19 protein-coding genes are annotated in these 16,241 nt (G+C 73.5%); 13 read left to right on the forward strand and 6 right to left on the reverse strand.

All coding sequences use genetic code 11. From position 1 onward, the window contains the following. The first annotated feature begins 161 nt into the window (after positions 1 to 161). Positions 162 to 1,748: an ABC-F family ATP-binding cassette domain-containing protein gene (locus ACQEVB_RS08360; protein ID WP_432967098.1), complete on the forward strand. Its 1,587-nt coding sequence runs from the start codon at positions 162 to 164 to the stop codon at positions 1,746 to 1,748. A 91-nt stretch (positions 1,749 to 1,839) separates the two neighbouring features. After that, entirely contained in the window at positions 1,840 to 2,604 is a 765-nt protein-coding gene (locus tag ACQEVB_RS08365; protein WP_432967100.1) for an SDR family NAD(P)-dependent oxidoreductase, read from the forward strand. 7 nt (positions 2,605 to 2,611) lie between these two features. Here the strand turns inward: ACQEVB_RS08365 and ACQEVB_RS08370 are convergent, their stop codons facing one another. Next, positions 2,612 to 3,337 carry a hypothetical protein gene (locus ACQEVB_RS08370; protein ID WP_432967101.1) on the reverse strand — a complete coding sequence of 242 codons (726 nt, stop codon included), beginning with the start codon at positions 3,335 to 3,337 and terminating at the stop codon, positions 2,612 to 2,614. A gap of 53 nt (positions 3,338 to 3,390) precedes the next feature. Between ACQEVB_RS08370 and ACQEVB_RS08375 the strand changes: the two genes are divergently transcribed. After that, a complete protein-coding gene (locus tag ACQEVB_RS08375; protein ID WP_432967103.1) occupies positions 3,391 to 5,067 on the forward strand; it encodes an acyl-CoA dehydrogenase family protein in 1,677 nt (558 codons plus the stop codon). Positions 5,068 to 5,138: 71 nt separating this feature from the next. Here ACQEVB_RS08375 and ACQEVB_RS08380 read toward each other — a convergent pair whose 3' ends face one another. Continuing rightward, complete coding sequence (locus ACQEVB_RS08380; protein WP_432967105.1) at positions 5,139 to 5,816, reverse strand: GntR family transcriptional regulator; 678 nt, start codon at positions 5,814 to 5,816, stop codon at positions 5,139 to 5,141. A 119-nt stretch (positions 5,817 to 5,935) separates the two neighbouring features. Here ACQEVB_RS08380 and ACQEVB_RS08385 point away from each other — a divergent pair, with 119 nt between their 5' ends. Together ACQEVB_RS08385 and ACQEVB_RS08390 are read left to right on the forward strand one after the other, a co-directional pair. After that, complete coding sequence (locus ACQEVB_RS08385; RefSeq protein ID WP_432967107.1) at positions 5,936 to 7,276, forward strand: MFS transporter; 1,341 nt, start codon at positions 5,936 to 5,938, stop codon at positions 7,274 to 7,276. Next, positions 7,273 to 7,548, forward strand: coding sequence for a hypothetical protein (locus ACQEVB_RS08390; protein ID WP_432967109.1), 276 nt, complete (start codon positions 7,273 to 7,275; stop codon positions 7,546 to 7,548). Before ACQEVB_RS08385 ends, ACQEVB_RS08390 begins: the two co-directional genes overlap by 4 nt. A gap of 79 nt (positions 7,549 to 7,627) precedes the next feature. On the opposite strand, the gene ACQEVB_RS08395 is transcribed toward ACQEVB_RS08390, so the two are convergent. After that, on the reverse strand, positions 7,628 to 8,047 hold the full coding sequence (locus ACQEVB_RS08395; RefSeq protein ID WP_432967111.1) for a CBS domain-containing protein: 420 nt from the start codon (positions 8,045 to 8,047) through the stop codon (positions 7,628 to 7,630). A gap of 108 nt (positions 8,048 to 8,155) precedes the next feature. On the opposite strand from ACQEVB_RS08395, the gene ACQEVB_RS08400 reads away from it, so the two are divergent. The 6 genes from ACQEVB_RS08400 to ACQEVB_RS08425 all read left to right on the forward strand — a co-directional run bounded on the left by ACQEVB_RS08400 (position 8,156) and on the right by ACQEVB_RS08425 (position 12,581). After that, positions 8,156 to 8,395 (forward strand): hypothetical protein, encoded by a 240-nt coding sequence (locus ACQEVB_RS08400; protein WP_432967113.1) that lies wholly within the window; start codon positions 8,156 to 8,158, stop codon positions 8,393 to 8,395. After that, entirely contained in the window at positions 8,385 to 8,678 is a 294-nt protein-coding gene (locus ACQEVB_RS08405; RefSeq protein ID WP_432967115.1) for a hypothetical protein, read from the forward strand. The genes ACQEVB_RS08400 and ACQEVB_RS08405 overlap by 11 nt, the downstream gene beginning before the upstream one ends. Before the next feature lie 264 nt (positions 8,679 to 8,942). Then, positions 8,943 to 9,479 carry a hypothetical protein gene (locus ACQEVB_RS08410; RefSeq protein WP_432967117.1) on the forward strand — a complete coding sequence of 179 codons (537 nt, stop codon included), beginning with the start codon at positions 8,943 to 8,945 and terminating at the stop codon, positions 9,477 to 9,479. Positions 9,480 to 9,635: 156 nt separating this feature from the next. Then, entirely contained in the window at positions 9,636 to 10,718 is a 1,083-nt protein-coding gene (locus tag ACQEVB_RS08415) for a hypothetical protein (RefSeq protein WP_432967119.1), read from the forward strand. 34 nt (positions 10,719 to 10,752) lie between these two features. Then, positions 10,753 to 11,361, forward strand: a complete 609-nt coding sequence (locus ACQEVB_RS08420; RefSeq protein ID WP_432967121.1) for a TetR/AcrR family transcriptional regulator — start codon at positions 10,753 to 10,755, stop codon at positions 11,359 to 11,361. After that, positions 11,358 to 12,581, forward strand: a complete 1,224-nt coding sequence (locus ACQEVB_RS08425; RefSeq protein ID WP_432967123.1) for a saccharopine dehydrogenase family protein — start codon at positions 11,358 to 11,360, stop codon at positions 12,579 to 12,581. Before ACQEVB_RS08420 ends, ACQEVB_RS08425 begins: the two co-directional genes overlap by 4 nt. Positions 12,582 to 12,768: 187 nt before the next feature. On the opposite strand, the gene ACQEVB_RS08430 is transcribed toward ACQEVB_RS08425, so the two are convergent. Together ACQEVB_RS08430 and ACQEVB_RS08435 are read right to left on the reverse strand one after the other, a co-directional pair. Further along, positions 12,769 to 13,386 carry a GrpB family protein gene (locus ACQEVB_RS08430; RefSeq protein ID WP_432967125.1) on the reverse strand — a complete coding sequence of 206 codons (618 nt, stop codon included), beginning with the start codon at positions 13,384 to 13,386 and terminating at the stop codon, positions 12,769 to 12,771. A gap of 9 nt (positions 13,387 to 13,395) precedes the next feature. After that, entirely contained in the window at positions 13,396 to 13,731 is a 336-nt protein-coding gene (locus ACQEVB_RS08435) for a cupin domain-containing protein (protein WP_432967126.1), read from the reverse strand. 71 nt (positions 13,732 to 13,802) lie between these two features. On the opposite strand from ACQEVB_RS08435, the gene ACQEVB_RS08440 reads away from it, so the two are divergent. Together ACQEVB_RS08440 and ACQEVB_RS08445 are read left to right on the forward strand one after the other, a co-directional pair. After that, positions 13,803 to 14,732 carry a GlxA family transcriptional regulator gene (locus ACQEVB_RS08440; RefSeq protein WP_432980230.1) on the forward strand — a complete coding sequence of 310 codons (930 nt, stop codon included), beginning with the start codon at positions 13,803 to 13,805 and terminating at the stop codon, positions 14,730 to 14,732. Between the two features lie 269 nt (positions 14,733 to 15,001). Next, positions 15,002 to 15,646, forward strand: coding sequence for an L-2-amino-thiazoline-4-carboxylic acid hydrolase (locus ACQEVB_RS08445; protein ID WP_432967128.1), 645 nt, complete (start codon positions 15,002 to 15,004; stop codon positions 15,644 to 15,646). A 52-nt stretch (positions 15,647 to 15,698) separates the two neighbouring features. On the opposite strand, the gene ACQEVB_RS08450 is transcribed toward ACQEVB_RS08445, so the two are convergent. Further along, positions 15,699 to 16,235 carry a DoxX family protein gene (locus tag ACQEVB_RS08450; protein ID WP_432967130.1) on the reverse strand — a complete coding sequence of 179 codons (537 nt, stop codon included), beginning with the start codon at positions 16,233 to 16,235 and terminating at the stop codon, positions 15,699 to 15,701. Positions 16,236 to 16,241: the final 6 nt, after the last annotated feature.

The following is a 16,241-nucleotide window of genomic DNA, read 5'->3' on the forward strand; positions in this document are numbered from 1 at the left end:
GGTGATCGTCTTGCTAGGCTCGGACGAAGGGACGACGTCTTCGAGGAGATCTCATGGTGGTGGACGACGACATCTCCGGGTGATCCGGAGCGGTCGACCGCACGCTGAGCGCGCGGTCCCGTCGTCGTGTCCGCCTCCAGTCCTCCAGGAGTTCCTCCGTCATGTCCATCGTCTGTTCCGACCTGTCCTTCGCGTGGCCCGACGGCAGCCCTGTCGTCGAGCACCTGTCGTTCACCATCGGTGCTGGTCGCACGGGTCTCGTCGCGCCCAACGGCGCCGGCAAGTCCACGCTGCTGCGGCTGGTGGCCGGCCTCCTCCCGCCCGCGGGCGGCTCCGTCACCGTCACGGGTGTGCTCGGCTACCTGCCGCAGGAGCTCCCGCTGGCCGGTGACCTCACCGTGGCGGACGTCCTCGGCGTGGCCCCCGTGCTGCGCGCGCTGGCCGCCGTCGAGGCCGGGGACGCGACGGAGCAGCACTTCACCACCATCGGCACCGACTGGGACGTCGAGGAGCGCACCCGCAACCAGCTCGAGCGGCTCGGACTCGGCGACGTCGCACTGGGTCGCAGGCTCGACACGCTGTCCGGTGGTCAGATCGTCACGCTCGGGCTGACCGCGCAGCTGCTGAAGCAACCCGACGTGCTGCTGCTCGACGAGCCCACCAACAACCTCGACGTCGACGCGCGCCACCGCCTGCACGACGTGCTCGACGGGTGGCGCGGCGTGGCGCTGGTCGTCAGCCACGACCGCGCGCTGCTGGACCGCATGGACCGCATCGCCGAGCTGGGCCGGGACCGGCTGACCCTCTACGGCGGCAACTTCACCGCCTACGAGGAGGCCGTCGCGGCCGAGCAGGCCGTCGCCGAACGCGCCGTCCGGCACGCTGAGCAGGAGCTGAAGCGGGAGAAGCGGGAGATGCAGCAGGCGCGCGAACGGGCCGCCCGCCGCGCGAGCACCGCCGCACGAGGTGTCGCCGACGCCGGTCTGCCGAAGATCTTCGCGGGCAACATGAAGCGCAGGGCGGAGAACTCCGCCGCCCGCGCCGACGGCATGCACGCCGACCGCGTCGGCGCCGCCCGCACCCGGCTGGACGAGGCCGAGCGCGCCCTGCGCGACGACGACGTCATCGCGATCCAGCTGCCCGGCACGGCCGTGCCCGCCGGCCGCACGCTGTTCGAGGGCGAGCACCTGCAGGTGCTGGTCGACGGCCGGCCGCTGTTCGCCGGAGACGGGATCGACCTCACCATCCGCGGCCCCGAGCGCATCGCGGTGACCGGCGCCAACGGCTCCGGGAAGTCGACCCTGCTGCGCGTCGTGCAGGGCGTCCGTGCTCCCGACAGCGGCCGGATCCGCAGCGCAGCCGGGCGCGTCGCGCACCTGTCGCAGCGGCTCGACCTGCTCGACGACGCCCGCACCGTCCTGGAGAACCTGACCGACCACGCGCCCGGGCTGCTCCCCGCCGAGCGCATGGGGTTGCTGGCCCGGTTCCTGTTCCGAGGTGCCCGGGCCCACCTGCCCGTTGCGGCGCTGTCGGGTGGCGAGCGCCTGCGCGCCACGCTCGCCTGCGTGCTGTTCGCCGAACCCGCCCCGCAGCTCCTGCTGCTCGACGAGCCCACGAACAACCTCGACATCGTGAGCACGGCCCAGCTCGTCCAGGCCTTGGCGGCGTTCCGCGGCGCGCTCGTGGTGGTGAGCCACGACGAGCGGTTCCTCGCCGACGTCGGGGTCGACCGGGAGCTGCACCTCTGACCTCACACAGGTTGTGGCCCCTTCACACAGGTTGCAACCTGTGTGCGGTGGCCACGCGGTGTGTGACGTCGCCACGGACAAGGGGGCTCACGTGACCATCCTCGATCTCTTCCGCCTCGATGGCCGGGTGGCCGTCGTGACCGGTGCGTCGAGCGGGCTGGGGGTGGCCTTCGCGCAGGCGCTCGCCGAAGCCGGTGCGGACGTCGCGCTGGGGGCACGTCGCGAGGACAAGCTCGCCGACACCCGCAAGCTCGTGGAGAGCACCGGGCGGCGCGCGATCGCCGTGCGCACCGACGTGACGCGGCCCGAGGAGTGCCAGGCGCTCGTCGCTGCGGCGGAGGCCGAGTTCGGCCGCGTCGACATCCTCGTCAACAACGCCGGGATCGGGACGGCGGTGCCCGCCAGCCGGGAGACGCCCGAGCAGTTCCGGCAGGTCATCGAGCTGAACCTGAACGCCTGCTACTGGATGGCGCAGGCCTGCGGGAAGGTGATGCGGCCGGGCAGCTCCATCGTCAACATCTCCAGCGTCCTCGGACTCACCACGCTCGGGTTGCCGCAGGCGGCCTACTCGTCGAGCAAGGCGGCGCTGATCGGGCTCACCCGCGACCTCGCCAACCAGTGGACGAGCCGCAAGGGCATCCGGGTCAACGCGCTGGCACCCGGCTTCTTCGCCTCGGAGATGTCCGACCAGTTCGACGACGACCACGTCGAGCGGATGGTGGCGAAGACGGAGGTGAAGCGGATCGGCCGGAGCGAGGAGCTCGCCGCGGCGCTGCTCTTCCTGGCGAGCGATGCCGGCGGGTACATGACCGGCCAGACCATCGCCGTCGACGGCGGCCTGCTCGTCGGCAGCTGACCTCGGCCTACTCCAGCAGCCGTCCGGGCAGGTCGGCGCGGAACCGTGCGTAGGACGCGCGCAGGCGTGCGGCCGGCCATTCCGCCGGCAGCAGAGCCGCGGGCAGCACCGGGTCGGCGACGAGGTGCCGCACGATCGCGGCGGCCACCGTGACCTGGTCGGCGAGGTCGGTGGTGGCGGCGAACCGGCCCTGCAACCGGCGCGCCCGGTCCGCCCATCCGGGCAGGTCCCACAGCGCCTCGACGAGCGCGGCGGGCGCCCCAGCCGGCTGCCCGACGAACCGGGTCGTCACCTCGGTGAGCGCGGCGGGCCACTCGCGGCGCAGGTTCGCCGGGCGCGTCCACACGCCGTCACGCAGCTCGGCGAGCCGGAGCCCGGTGAGCTCGGCGCGCAGCTCGGCGCGGTCGGGGGCGGGCCGGCCGACCGCGGTCACGACGACGATCTCCCACCGCCCGCGCCACGGCCGGGTCGCGGGCTCCAGTGCGGCGTCCTGGCGCTGCTGGCGGTGGACGAGCCGGTCGGCGAGGCGGTAGCCGGTGCCGGTGCGGACGAGGTCACCGGTGGCGACCATGCGGGTGAGCGCCACGCGCAGCGTCCGGTCGGCGATGCCCAGCCGCTCGGCGCCGCGCACCAGCGCACGGGCCGCGAGCTCCGGCGGATGGGTGCCCAACAGCAACGACAGGACGACGGACCGCGCGCTGAGCGGGCGCAGGCCGAGATCGTCCACGGGCATGGGCGCTATTACACATCTTGTACGGCTGATGGCGAAGTGTAATGCTCGACGGCATGACCATCGGCACCCCCGTCGCGCTGCCGTACGCCACCCACGACGTCACCAACCAGCCGCCGCCGCACGCCCCGTACGACGCGGCGGCCGATCCGGCGCTGCTGGAAGGGCTGCACCGCGAGGGCGCCGGCTGGCACGAGCCCGACCTGCGCCGGCTCGGCGCGCTGGCCGGTGGCGAGCAGGCCCAGCGGTGGGCCGAGGAGGCCGACACCCACCCGCCGGTGCTGCGGCCCGTCGACCGGTACGGCAACCGCATCGACGAGGTCGAGTTCCACGCGAGCTGGCACGAGCTCGTGCGCGTCGCCGTGGCCGAGGGCGGTGCCGGGTCGGCGTGGGCCGACGAGCGGCCAGGCGCCCACGTGGCCCGGTTCGCCGGCTCACTCGTCTGGGGGCACACCGAGGCCGGCCACGGCTGCCCGATGTCGATGACGTACGCGGCCGTGCCGGCGCTGCGTCACCAGCCGGAGCTCGCCGCGGTGTACGAGCCGCTGCTGACCAGCCGCGTCTACGACCCCGGCCTGCGCGTGCCCACCACGAAGCGCGGCATCCTCGCCGGGATGGGCATGACCGAGAAGCAGGGCGGCTCGGACGTGCGCACCAACACCACGACGGCCACCCCCACCGCCGAGCCCGGCACGTACGCGCTGCGCGGGCACAAGTGGTTCACCTCCGCCCCGATGTGCGACGTCTTCCTGGTGCTCGCACAGGCGCCGGGCGGGCTGTCGTGCTTCCTCGTCCCGCGCGTCCTGCCCGACGGCAGCCGCAACACGTTCCGCATCACGCGGCTGAAGGACAAGCTCGGCAACCGCTCCAACGCCTCGTCGGAGCCCGAGTTCGACGGCACGCTCGCGTGGCTGGTCGGCCCCGAGGGACGCGGCGTCAAGACGATCATCGACATGGTCAACTGCACCCGGCTCGACTGCGTCGGCGGCTCGGCCGCGCTGATGCGCAAGGCGCTCGTCGAGGCCGGCCACCACGCGCGGCACCGCAGCGCGTTCGGCTCCCGGCTGATCGACGCCCCGTTGATGCGCAACGTGCTCGCCGACCTCGCCGTCGAGTCCGAGGCCGCGACGACGCTCGGGCTGCGGCTGGCCGGCGCCGCCGACCGGGCCATCCGCGGCGACGCCGAGGAGCAGGCGTTCCGCCGGATCGCGACGGCCGTCGGCAAGTACTGGGTCACCAAGCGGGCGCCGGCTTTCACCGCCGAGGCGCTCGAATGCCTGGGCGGCAACGGGTACGTCGAGGAGTCGGGCATGCCGCGGCTCTACCGCGAGGCCCCGCTCAACTCCGTCTGGGAGGGCGCCGGCAACGTCAACGCGCTGGACGTGCTGCGCGCACTCGCCCGGGAGCCGGAGACGGGGCAGGCGCTGATGAGCGAGCTGGCCCGCGCGCACGGCGCGGACCGGCGCCTCGACGCGGCCGTCGACCGGTTGGCGGCCGACCTCGCCGGCCTGGCCGCGGATCCCGACAGCGCGCAGGGGCAGGCGCGGCGGCTGGTCGAGCGGATGGCGCTGGCGCTGCAGGGCGCGCTGCTGGTGCGGCACGCGCCTGCTGCCGTGGCCGACGCGTTCTGCGCCTCGCGGCTGGCCGGCGACGGCGGCCTGGCGTTCGGCACGCTCCCGGCCGGCACGGACGTCGCGGCGATCGTGGAGCGGTCCCTCCCGGCCGGCTCCTGACGACGTCACACACCCAGCGCGGTCGTCACACATGCTGCAACCTGTGTGACGACCGCACTCGGTGCGTGACGTCAGAGGGCGGCCAGGATCTGGGCCTCGGCCGAGTCCAGGTACCGCGCCAGCTCGTCGAGCGCCTCCGCGCGCTGCCCTGCGGCGAGCAGGTCGACGAGGCGCCGGTTGGCCGCGACGTAGGGCTCGTGCAGGCTGCGGTGGTCGGGCATCTGCAGGAACGCGAGCCGCAGCTCGGCCACCAGCTGCTCGAACATCGCGGTGACGTGCGCGCTGCCGCAGCCGGCCACCATCACCAGGTGGAACGCCATGTTGGCGGTGCCGACGGCGGTCCAGTCGTCGGCGGCCGCGGCCAGGGCCGCCGCGGCGACGCGCTCGTCGAGGGCGGCGCAGAGCGCGGGATCGCGCAGCGCCGCCTCGACGCCGAGCGGCTGGACGAGCCGGCGCGTCACGAACAGCTCGCGCACGTCGTCGCGGGAGACGGCGCGGACGTGCACCCCGCGATGCAGGGCGTGGTCGACGAGCCGCTGGTGCGCGAGCAGCCGGAACGCCTCGCGGACGGTGTTGCGCGAGACGCCCATCGCCGCGACGACAGCCTCCTCGCGCAGCCGCGTGCCGGGTGGGACGGCGCCGTCGGTGATCTGGCGGCGCAGCGTCTCGGCGACCTGTTCAGCGGTGGTCGAGCGGCGGATCGACTCCGCCGCATGGGCGAGGGTGTCGATCAGGTCGGCACCTGGCATCAGCGGTCCTCCGGCTTCCTCGCCAAGAAAGTTCAACCATCCTCTTGTCGGATTGTTCAACAATCCCTACTCTTCTCGCAATCCAACCGCACGGCGACGTCAAGGGCGAGGAGACACCGATGTCAGCATCAGTATCCGCGGTGCGAAGCCGTGGACCGGCAAACTCCGTACGACGGGTGATCATCGCGAGCCTGGTGGGCACCTCGCTGGAGTGGTACGACTTCTTCATCTACAGCACGGCCACCGCGCTCGTGTTCAACGTGCTGTTCTTCCCCAACTTCGACCCGCTGGTGGGCACCATCCTGGGCTTCGCCACCGCGGCCGTCGGCTTCGTCGCCCGCCCCCTGGGCGGCATCGTGTTCGGCCACTACGGCGACAAGTTCGGCCGCAAGAACGTCCTGGTGATCACCCTGGTGCTGATGGGGGCCGCGACGTTCCTCATCGGCGCCGTACCCACCTACGGCGCGATCGGGGTGTGGGCGCCGCTGCTGCTGGTCCTGCTCCGGTTCCTGCAGGGCATCGGGCTCGGCGGCGAGTGGGGCGGCGCCGTGCTCATGTCGCTGGAGTCCGGCGACCCCAGGAAGCGCGGGCTGAACGCGAGCTGGCCGCAGGTCGGCGTGCCCGTGGGCCTGCTGCTCGCCAACGGTGTCCTCGCGCTCATGCAGGTCGTCACGGACAAGGAGGCGTTCCTGTCCTGGGGCTGGCGGATCCCGTTCCTGCTCAGCGGCGTGCTGGTGATCGTCGGCCTGTGGATCCGCATGTCGATCGCGGAGAGCCCGCTCTACAAGGGCGTCGAGGCGAAGGACGAGAAGGCGAAGGCACCGATCGTCGACGTCGTGCGCCGCTTCCCGAAGCAGATCCTGCTCGCGCTCGGCGCCCGTGTCGGTGTGGACATCGCCTTCTACATCTTCGTCCTGTTCATCACCACCTACATCACCACCTTCCTCAAGCTGCCCGGCTCGGTGGCGCTCGGTGCGGTGCTGATCGCGGCGGCCGTGCAGACCGTGGCCATCCCGCTGTTCGGCGCGCTCTCCGACACCTACGGGCGGCGGCCGATCTACATCGCCGGTGCCGTGGGCGCGGCCGTGTGGGTCTTCGCGTTCTTCGCGCTGATCGACACCCGCAGCTTCCTCTTCATCACCATCGCCGCCGTCGTCGCGCTGATCTTCCACGCGGCGATGTACGGGGTGCAGGCGTCGTTCATCGCGGAGATGTTCCCGACGTCGGTGCGCTACACCGGGGCGTCCATCGGCTACCAGCTCGCCGGCATCGCCGGTGGTGCACTGGCGCCGATCATCGCGACCGCCCTGCTCGCCGCGTACAAGGGCTCGCTCGCGGTCTCGATCTACGTGGTCGTCGCACTGGCGGTCACCACGCTCTGCGTGGTGCTCTCCCGGGAGACCGCGAAGGTCGACCTCGCCGCAGAGGACGCGGCGGTGACTTCCGGGTCGGCGTCGTGAACGCCGAGGCCGACGCCGACCCGGAACCGGATCTGAGCCTCCGCGACCGCGCCATCCTGCGGGCGGTCGCGGAGGGGCGCGCCGAGCTGTCCGGCCCGGGCTGGGGAGACCTCGTCATCGACGGGCGGTGCTGCGCCGACCAGACAGCGGCGCGGCGGCTGATCCGGCGGGGCCTGATCGACCTGCCGGCCGACGGAACCGCTCGAGCCGCCCGGCCTCGTACGGCCGCCTGCCTCACCCGTCAAGGCCGGGGCCGGCTCGAGCCGGCGTAGTACCTGCGCTGCCGTGGGGGCGGCAGCGTACGGGGGGTGTGGAGGGGATGGCCGTTCCGGCCATCCCCTCCGCTGCTTCTCAGCCGGCGCTCGTCCCGCATCCCGCGGAGCGTTCCGCCGCCCGGGCGGCGACGTCGGCGGGGGAGCAGAAGCCCGTCCCGGAGCGCTTGAGGCACAGCAGGCCGAGCAGGTCGCCGGCCGCGTCCACGACGGCGACGCGGCGGTGCCGGCGGGCCACCATCGCCACCCGGGTCTCCTCGGCGTCGCCGTCCGGGCCGACGACCCGTCCGGCCAGCTTGCCGGCATCGCGGACGAGCGCGGCCGGGGCGGCGCCGTCGAGGTCGGCGCGCTCCACCACCGCCAGCAGCTTCGCGCCGTCCACGACGAGCACGGCGTGGATGTGGTCGTCGGCGAACACCGCACGGGCCTCCGCCACCGTCGTCGCCGGCCCGCACGTGTGCGGCGTGCGGATCATCGCGTCGGCAACGGTGCGGGTCACTCCACCATTCTCCCCTGACGAGCGACCCGCACCGAGCACTACGACGTTCGGCTGTTCGGCCAGCTCGAAAGCCCCACCATCGGTACGACCGGCGGTATGGTCGTCGGTATGGCGATGAGCAAGCTCACGGTCACGATGGACGCGGCCACCAAGCGGCTGGCCGAGGAGTCGGCCCGCCGTGCCGGGCTCTCGCTCTCCGCATGGCTGGCACGGGCCGCGCGCCGGGAAGCCGTGCGCCTCGGCGTCGGCCCTGCCGCCGCCGCGCCCGAGACCGACGTCCTCGCCGAGGCGCTCGCCGACGAGTCCGACTACGCACTGGCGGAGGAGCACCAGCGGCGTGCGGGGTGAGGTCTGGTCGTACTCCCCGCAAGGCACTCCCCGGCACCTGTTCGTCGTGCTCGTGTCCAGCGACGGGATCAACCTGTCGCCGCGGCGGTGGCTGCTCGCCGCGCCCGTCCTCCCGCGCAATCCCGACGACATCCTCGCCGTGCCCGTCCCGGGTCGCGGCTGGGTGCACGCCGGGATCCTGACCCGGTGCTACCGGCCGTGGCTGACCGAGCGGGTCGACACCCTCGACACCGACACCCGCGAGGCGCTGGACCGCGCGCTGCGGGCTGCCCTCGATCTCTGACTGCCGGTCTGATTGTCACCCGATCGAGTGACGTTCGGGATCGGGCAATCCGGCCATCGGAGTACAGAGATCGGGAGGTCGGCGGCATGGTGACGGACGGATAACACCGATTCGTCACCAACGGTCCCGAGTTGCGGCCGAACGGGTGGCACACCATGGTCCCGGGCACCGCAGTACGGGCTCGCCGTCGTCGCTCCCCGTGATGGCCGACGTGACCCGTCCGCGGCGCACTGACAGCTCCCCCGAAAGAGCAGAGGAATGCACATGCCCAAGAACCGTGCCCGCCACGCCGCCCAGACGACGGCGGGTCGCATCGCCGGCCGCGTCGCGGTCGGTGCGGTCGGCGCCCCGCTCGCCATGCTCGCCGCCACCGGCCCGGCCGGTGCCGCCGAGCTGCCGGCCGGCGACCTCGCGGACGGCGCGTCCAGCGTCGACCCGGCCGCCTTCGGCGCACCGTCGCTCGAGCTGCCGTCGTTCCAGGCTCCCGACGTCACCGGCCTGCTGTCGGCCGCTCCCACGCTGCCGGACATCCCGGGCGCCGCACAGGTCACCGACCTGCTCGGCCTGCCGGGCCTGCCCGGTGCCCCGGCGGCTGACGCCACCGAGGAGGCCGCGTCCACCGACGCCGTCGACGAGAGCGCCGCGGACGAGAGCGACACCGACGAGGCCGACGCCGACGAGGCCGACGACAGCGCGGCCGACGAGTCCGACGCGGACGAGGCGGACGACAGCGACGCCACCGACGACGCCACCGACGACAGCGGCTCCGACGACGCCGGATCGGGCGACGACACCGTCTGACACCCGGCGGTTCCCTGCGGCGGCCGTCCCCTCGACGTGGAGGGGGCGGCCGTTGCGCGTTCCGCGGTGATCGACCTACCGTGATCACGGCAAGCGGGATGGCAGCGCGTCCGGTGGCAGGGTTGGCGCGCTCCTGGGCTGTGCTCGGAGTGTCCCGTGCTCGCTGTTCTCCGTGTTCCTGGTGTCCTGCTGCCCGCGCTCGCCGCTGCGCTGGCGGCCTTGCCCATCGGGATGCTGACCCCGGCGATCCTGGTGCTGGTCAGCACCCGCAGCGGCGGGTTCACCGCCGCCGGCGTGGTGGTCGCGCTGCTGGGTGCCGGCACCGTCGTCGGCATGCTCGTGCAGGGCCGGCTGATCGACCGCTTCGGCGCCCGGCCCGTCGTGCTGGTGGCGGCGGCCGTCCGCCTGGCCGCCACCGCCGGGCTGGTCAGTGTCACCGAGACCGTGGCCGTCGCTCTGCTGGCGGTGGTCGTCGGTGCCGGGGAGCCGCAGGTGCCCACGGCGCTGCGCGCGCTGTGGCCACGGCTGGTCCGCCCGTGCCTGCTGCCGGCCGCCGTGGGCCTGTCGACGGTGCTGTTCGAGGTGCCGGTGCTGGCCGGGCCGTTGCTGCTGGTGGGCGTGCGGGCCGTGGGTGCGCCGGAATGCGCGGTGCTCGCGGCGGCGGTGTCCGCGACGGTCGGGGCCGTGCTCTTCGCGGTCAGCGCCGCGTCCCGGCACCGCGTGGTGGCCGACCGCTCGCGTGCCCTGGCCGTGCCGGGGGTGCGGTGGATCGTGCTGGGCATCGTCGTCCAGGGTCTCGCGATCGGCACGGCGCAGGTCGCGGGCGCGGCCGCCGGTGGCCCGCTGGTGTACGCGCTGCTGACGGCCGCGAGCCTCGCCGGCACGCTGATCGGCTCGCGGTGGCGCCCGGCGCTCCCGGTGCTGCTCCTCGGGCTCGCGGCGACGCTCGTGCTCGGTGCCGCGCCGTGGCCGTTCGCGATCAGTGTGGTGCTGATCGGGCTGGTCACGGGCGTGCTGGGGCTCGGCTTCTTCGTGGAGCTGGGCCGGGTGGCGCCGCCCGGGGCGCCGACGGCCGCGGTCTCGGTGGTGATCGCGGCCGGGCTGACCGCGACGTCCATCGGGGCAGCGCCGGCCGGCCGCGCGGTGGACGTGGCAGGCCCGGCGCCGCTGCTGCTGGTGCTGGCCGTCGTGGCGTCGGCAGCGGCGTTCGGGTGGCGGCGGTTCTATACAAGCGTGTAGAAAGGGTGCTCACCGAACCGTCGGGGAGGTCGGCGTGCCGCGAGGCCACAAGGAGGCGCTGCGCGCGGCCGCGCGCACGCTGTTGCGGCGCAAGGGCCTCCAGGCCACCACGGCGCGCGACCTCGTCGAGGAGAGCGGCACCAACCTCGCGTCCATCGGCTACCACTTCGGCAGCAAGGACGCGCTGATGGGTGCGGCGCTCACCGATCTCGTCCGGGACTGGACGGAGCGGCCGGTCACCGCGTCCCGCGCGGTGCACGGCGCCGGACAGGGCGCGCCGCTGGCCGCAGGCCTGCGCACGATGCTCGACGGGCTCGGCGAGCGGCGCGCTGAGGTGCTGGCCGCGCTGGAGGCCGTCGTGGCGTCCGGTCGCGGCGATCCCGTCGGAGCCGCGTTGCCGGGTGCCTTGCGCGCCGCCCTGGCCGCGGTCGCCGTCGAGGTCCGCGCGAGCGCGCCCGACCTCGACGAGCAGCAGGCCGCCGCGGCCGCCGCCGTCATCGTCGCCCTGCACGACGGGCTCGCGCTGCTGTCCACGGCCGTGCCGGACGCCGTGCCCGCCCCGGACGCGGTGCTCGCCGCGCTGGTCGGGCTCGGCGCCGACCTGCAGCCCGTGTTCGCGGAAAGGGGAGGAACCCGGAGATGACCGATCGAGAGCACGACGTCGTGGTGTTCGGCGCCACGGGGTTCGTCGGCGAGCTGCTCGCCGCGTACCTGGCCGAGCACGCGCCGTCCGGGACGCGGATCGCGCTGGCCGGCCGTTCGCACGAGAAGCTCGTCGCCGTCCGCGACCGGCTGCCTGCGGCGGCGCGGGAGTGGCCGCTGCTCGTCGCAGACTCCACGGACGCGGCCTCGCTGGCGGCGCTCGCTGCCGGGACGACGGTCGTCGCGACGACCGTCGGGCCGTACGCGAAGTACGGGATGCCCCTGGTCGAGGCCTGCGCCGCCGCCGGCACGCACTACGCCGACCTGACCGGCGAGGTGCTGTTCGTGCGCGAGGCGGCCGACAAGACCGACGCCGCCGCCCGGGCCACCGGCGCCCGCATCGTGCACTCGTGCGGCTACGACTCGATCCCGTCCGACATCGGCACGCTGCTGCTCCACGAGCAGGCCGTCGCCGACGGAGCCGGCGGACTCACCGACGTCCAGATGGTCGCGACGTTCCGCGGCGGGATCTCCGGCGGCACGCTCGACTCGGCGCGCACCCAGATCGACACCATCCGCTCCGACGAGGTCGCCCGGAAGCTCACGTTCGACGCCTACGGGCTCAGCCCCGACCGGGCCGCCGAGCCCGCCGTGCGCCAGCCCGCCGACGCCGGACCGCCGGCCCGCAGCGCCGACGGCACGTGGACCGCGCCGTTCATGATGGCCCCGTACAACACGCGGATCGTGCGGCGCAGCAACGCGCTGCTGGACTGGGCGTACGGCCGCAACCTGCGCTACGGCGAGGTCATGGGCACCGGCCGGGGCATCGGCGGGCTCGCGCTGGCCACCGGGGTGACCGGCGGGCTGGCCGCGTTCCTCGGTGCGATGACCCTCAAGCCGACGCGGGTGCTGCTCGACCGCGTGCTGCCCGCCCCCGGTGCCGGACCGGACGAGGCGGCGCGCCGCAAGGGCTGGTTCCGCAGCGAGTTCCACGCGAGCACGGAGAGCGGGCAGCGCTACCGCGGCGTCGTCGCAGGTCCGGGCGATCCCGGGTACGCGGCCACCGCCGTCATGCTCGGGGAGAGCGCGCTGGCGCTGGCGCTGGACACCGACCGGCTGCCCGACCGCGCCGGCTCACTGACCCCCGCCACGGCCATCGGCACCGTGCTGGCGGAGCGGCTGCGCGCCGCCGGACACACCTACACGGTCGCCAAGGTCTGAGCGGTAAGGCAACTGTCACCTCGCGGGGAGTCCGCCCGTGCACGGCGTCGAGAACGCTGGTGCGCGACACCGGAGGAGGAGCCGTGGACGAGCCGACCGAGGACACCCCCGAGGAGACGAAGCAGACGTTCTGGGGCCAGATCGCCGACTTCCTGACGATGCTGTTCCTGGGCATGCCCGCCTGAGGTCAAGGACGCGGCTGCGGGTCGTGCGCCGCGTCGGGATCGGCCGCGAAGATCCGTTCGTAGATGTCGTAGATCAACCACGCCTTGGCGTTGTTGTAGTGCATCACGTCGGTGAAGCCCCGCCGGGCGACCGAGCGCTTGAGCTCGCCGTAGGCCGTCCGGTCGTCGGCATGGGTGATCAGCCAGTCGCGGAAGCGGCGCTGCCGCTGCGACTCCCGCGCGCCGGGCGAGAACACGTGCACGTTCGCCGCCGGTTCGCTGCCGCGGAAGAAGCGGTGCTCCTCCCACTCCGGGTCGCGGCCGCGCAGCTCGAACCCGGCCGCCTCCAGCGCGGGCACGTACGCCTGCTCGTCGCTCGAGTCGGGCACGACCAGGTCCACGTCGATCACGGGTTTGGCCCACAGGCCCGGCACCGACGTCGAGCCGACGTGCTCGATCTCCAACGCGACCGCGCCCAACGCGGCGGCGATCCGGGCCCGCACCCGGTCGAACGCCGCCGGCCAGCCCGGATCGGGCGCGACCACCTCGATCGGCGCCGGCACGTGCGGACGGACGCGGGTGCGGGCGATCTCCTCGTCGTCGGGCAGTTCGTACGGGCGCCAGAGCGGGTGGACGGGCACGCGGCGACGCTATCCCGTCGGGTAGAACACGAAGAGCCGGCAGCCCGGACCGCTCGCCGGGATGTGCCACGAACCGGCCGGGGCGTGCAGGAAGGTGCCGGCCGGGTACTCGCGGGCACCGTCGTGGAACACCCCGTCGAGCACGAAGACCTCCTCGTCGCCGGGCTCGTGGACGTCACGGCGGGGCCAGGAGGTGCCCGGATCCATCTCCAGCACGTGCGCGGTGGCGCCGTCGGGGTGCTGCCACAGGGTGCGCAGGCGGATACCGGGGAACAGCTCCCGGGCGAGGGTGTCGTCGACGTGGACGGAGGTGTAGCCCGCCTGCTCGATGATCTCGGGGTGCATGGGTTCCACCCTGGTCGGCGCATCACGCGCAGGCAGGTGCCGTGATCGACGACGTCGGGTACTTTCCTGCCATGCACCGGGTGGTGGCGGTCGTGCGGCCGGTGCAGTCGATGCTCGAGCTCGGGTTCGCCGGCGAGGTCTTCGGGCTGGCGCGGCCGGGCGTGCCGCAGCGGTACGAGTTCGCGATCTGCACGGAGTCGCCCGGCGAGGTCGCGACCTCCTCCGGGTACTCGATCACGGTGCGCCAGGACCTGTCGGCGCTCGCCGACGCCGACACCGTCATCGTGCCCGGCTGGACGCCCGTCGAGGAACCGGTCTCCGCCGCCGTCCGCGAGGCGATCGTCGCCGCGCACGATCGCGGCGCCCGGCTGGCGACGATCTGCTCCGGGGCGTTCGCGCTGGCCCGCACCGGCCTGCTCGACGGGCGCCGGGCCACCACCCACCGGTCCCGCGTCGAGCAGTTCCAGCGGGAGTTCCCGCAGGTCCAGGTGCTGCGCGACGTGCTGTACGTCGACGACGGCGACATCGCCACCAGCGCAGGCGCGGGCGCCGGCATGGACCTGTGCCTGCACCTCGTGCGCCGCGACCACGGCGCCGCGCACGCCGCGCTCATCGCCCGGAACATGGTGCTGCCGCCGCACCGGGAAGGCGGCCAGGCGCAGCACGCCCCCGCCCCGCCGGACCCGCTCGACGGCCTCCTCGACTGGGCAGCCGCCCGGCTGGCCGAGCCGCTCGGCGTCGACGCACTCGCCGCGCAGGTCGGGGTCTCCCCGCGCACACTGGCCCGCCGCTTCGCCGAGCGGCTCGGCACCAGCCCCGGCGCGTGGCTGCTCGCCCGGCGGGTCGCCGAGGCCCGCACGCTGCTCGAGGAGACCGACCTGACCGTCGAGGTGATCGCGCGACGCGTCGGCCTCTCGTCCGCCGTCAACCTGCGGCGGCGGTTCCGCGCCCACGTCGGCACGACGCCCGGCGGCTACCGCCGGACCATCCGCGGTGGATGATCCCGAGCATGCAGGTGCTGGTCATCGCGTCCGGTTCGCGCGGCGACGTCGCGTCCGGTCCAGTAGCAGGCGTGTTGCGTCGAGTTCGGCTTGGCGCACCCCGGCAACACGGTTGACGCACCTCCGCTTTCCCGCTTCACTTTCACGGTCATACGCAGCGCCGGATGGTGGTGGAGCGCGCTGGTCAACCCGGACCTCCCGGGGCGATCAGCCGTGGCTCCCGTGGCCGCGCCCGTCGCCTCGATGGGTCCTGAACCAGAAGGACCACCATGGGCAACTCCACCACCCCTGCCGTCGACCCCACCGACTGGACCGCGCTCATCGAGCAGGCCTTCTTCGAACGCCTCGCCCGGATTCCAGCCCCCGCCGACGTGGAACAGCAGGTCCGGCTGCGCCTCGCTGTGCTCGACGAGCAGCTCAGGCACCTCGTGCGCACTCCGATGGACGCTGCGAACATCCGCTTCACGATGCTCGCGGTCGCGGCGTTCGACGTGCTGGAACCCCTCCACGGGGACGCCGCTGCCAAGCTCGTCGACGACTGCCTCAACAGCCCGTTCCGTGAGCACATCCTCGCCGGCACGGCGACCGTCCTCGACGAGGCCGCCGATCCCTTCGCTGCCATGGTCGCCGCCAGCAAGGAGCGGGAGGCCACCTACTTCGGGCCCTCCTTCACCTTCGAGCGACCGATCGACGACTGGAACACCTACGTCCTCGACGTCGTCCGATGCCTGTTCCACGAAGGGCTGCTGGCCGCCGGGCGCACGCAACTGCAGGCCGTGCTGTGCCGCTTCGACCTGAACTGGGCCGATGCGATCGACCCGGAACGCCACCACTTCAGGTTCGTGCGGCCCGTCACCTACGCCAGTGGGGACAACTGCCGCATGTGCTTCCTGCGGCAGGAGAACCTCGGGTAGGGGTCCACCGCCACGAAGCCGTGTCTGCAAGTGGGCAGCGCCGCTGCCGTGCTCACGTCGATGTGCTCGAGTCGGTGCCTCGTCGCGTGGAGAGTGTGCGAAGGATCGGTGGGGCGGCGGCGATCAGCGCCGCGCACGCGGTGAGGACGCCCACCACGGCGGGGTGGCCCCCTGTCGGTGTCGTCCAGGGCATGCCGATCATCGCGTCGAGCGCGAGGCCGCCCGGGCCGGTGAACGCGAGGGCGGCGGCGCAGCCCCCGAGCACCAGCGGGTACTCGCCTCCGCCGGCGGTGTTCCAGAACGCTCGTGCCGCAACGGTCGCCGAGAGGCCGGCGACCAGCATGGTGCCCATCGTGATCGCGGCTCCCAGCGGCATGGCCAGTCCGAGCAGCACCAGTGCGCCGCCGGTGAGTTCGCAGGTGATCGCCAGGCGCACCATGAGCCATGCCGGTCGCTGGTCGAGTTCCTCGAAGATCGTGGTCGCGCGGGCCAGCCCGGGGCCGTGGAACCAGCCGGCCAGCTTCTGGGTCGCGTGGGTGAACAGGATCGCTGCCAGGACCGTCCGCAGCACCAGCAGTCCGATGTCCATGGATGT

Origin of the sequence: Pseudonocardia sp. CA-107938 (genome assembly GCF_050936315.1) — a bacterium.
Taxonomy (GTDB): domain Bacteria; phylum Actinomycetota; class Actinomycetes; order Mycobacteriales; family Pseudonocardiaceae; genus Pseudonocardia.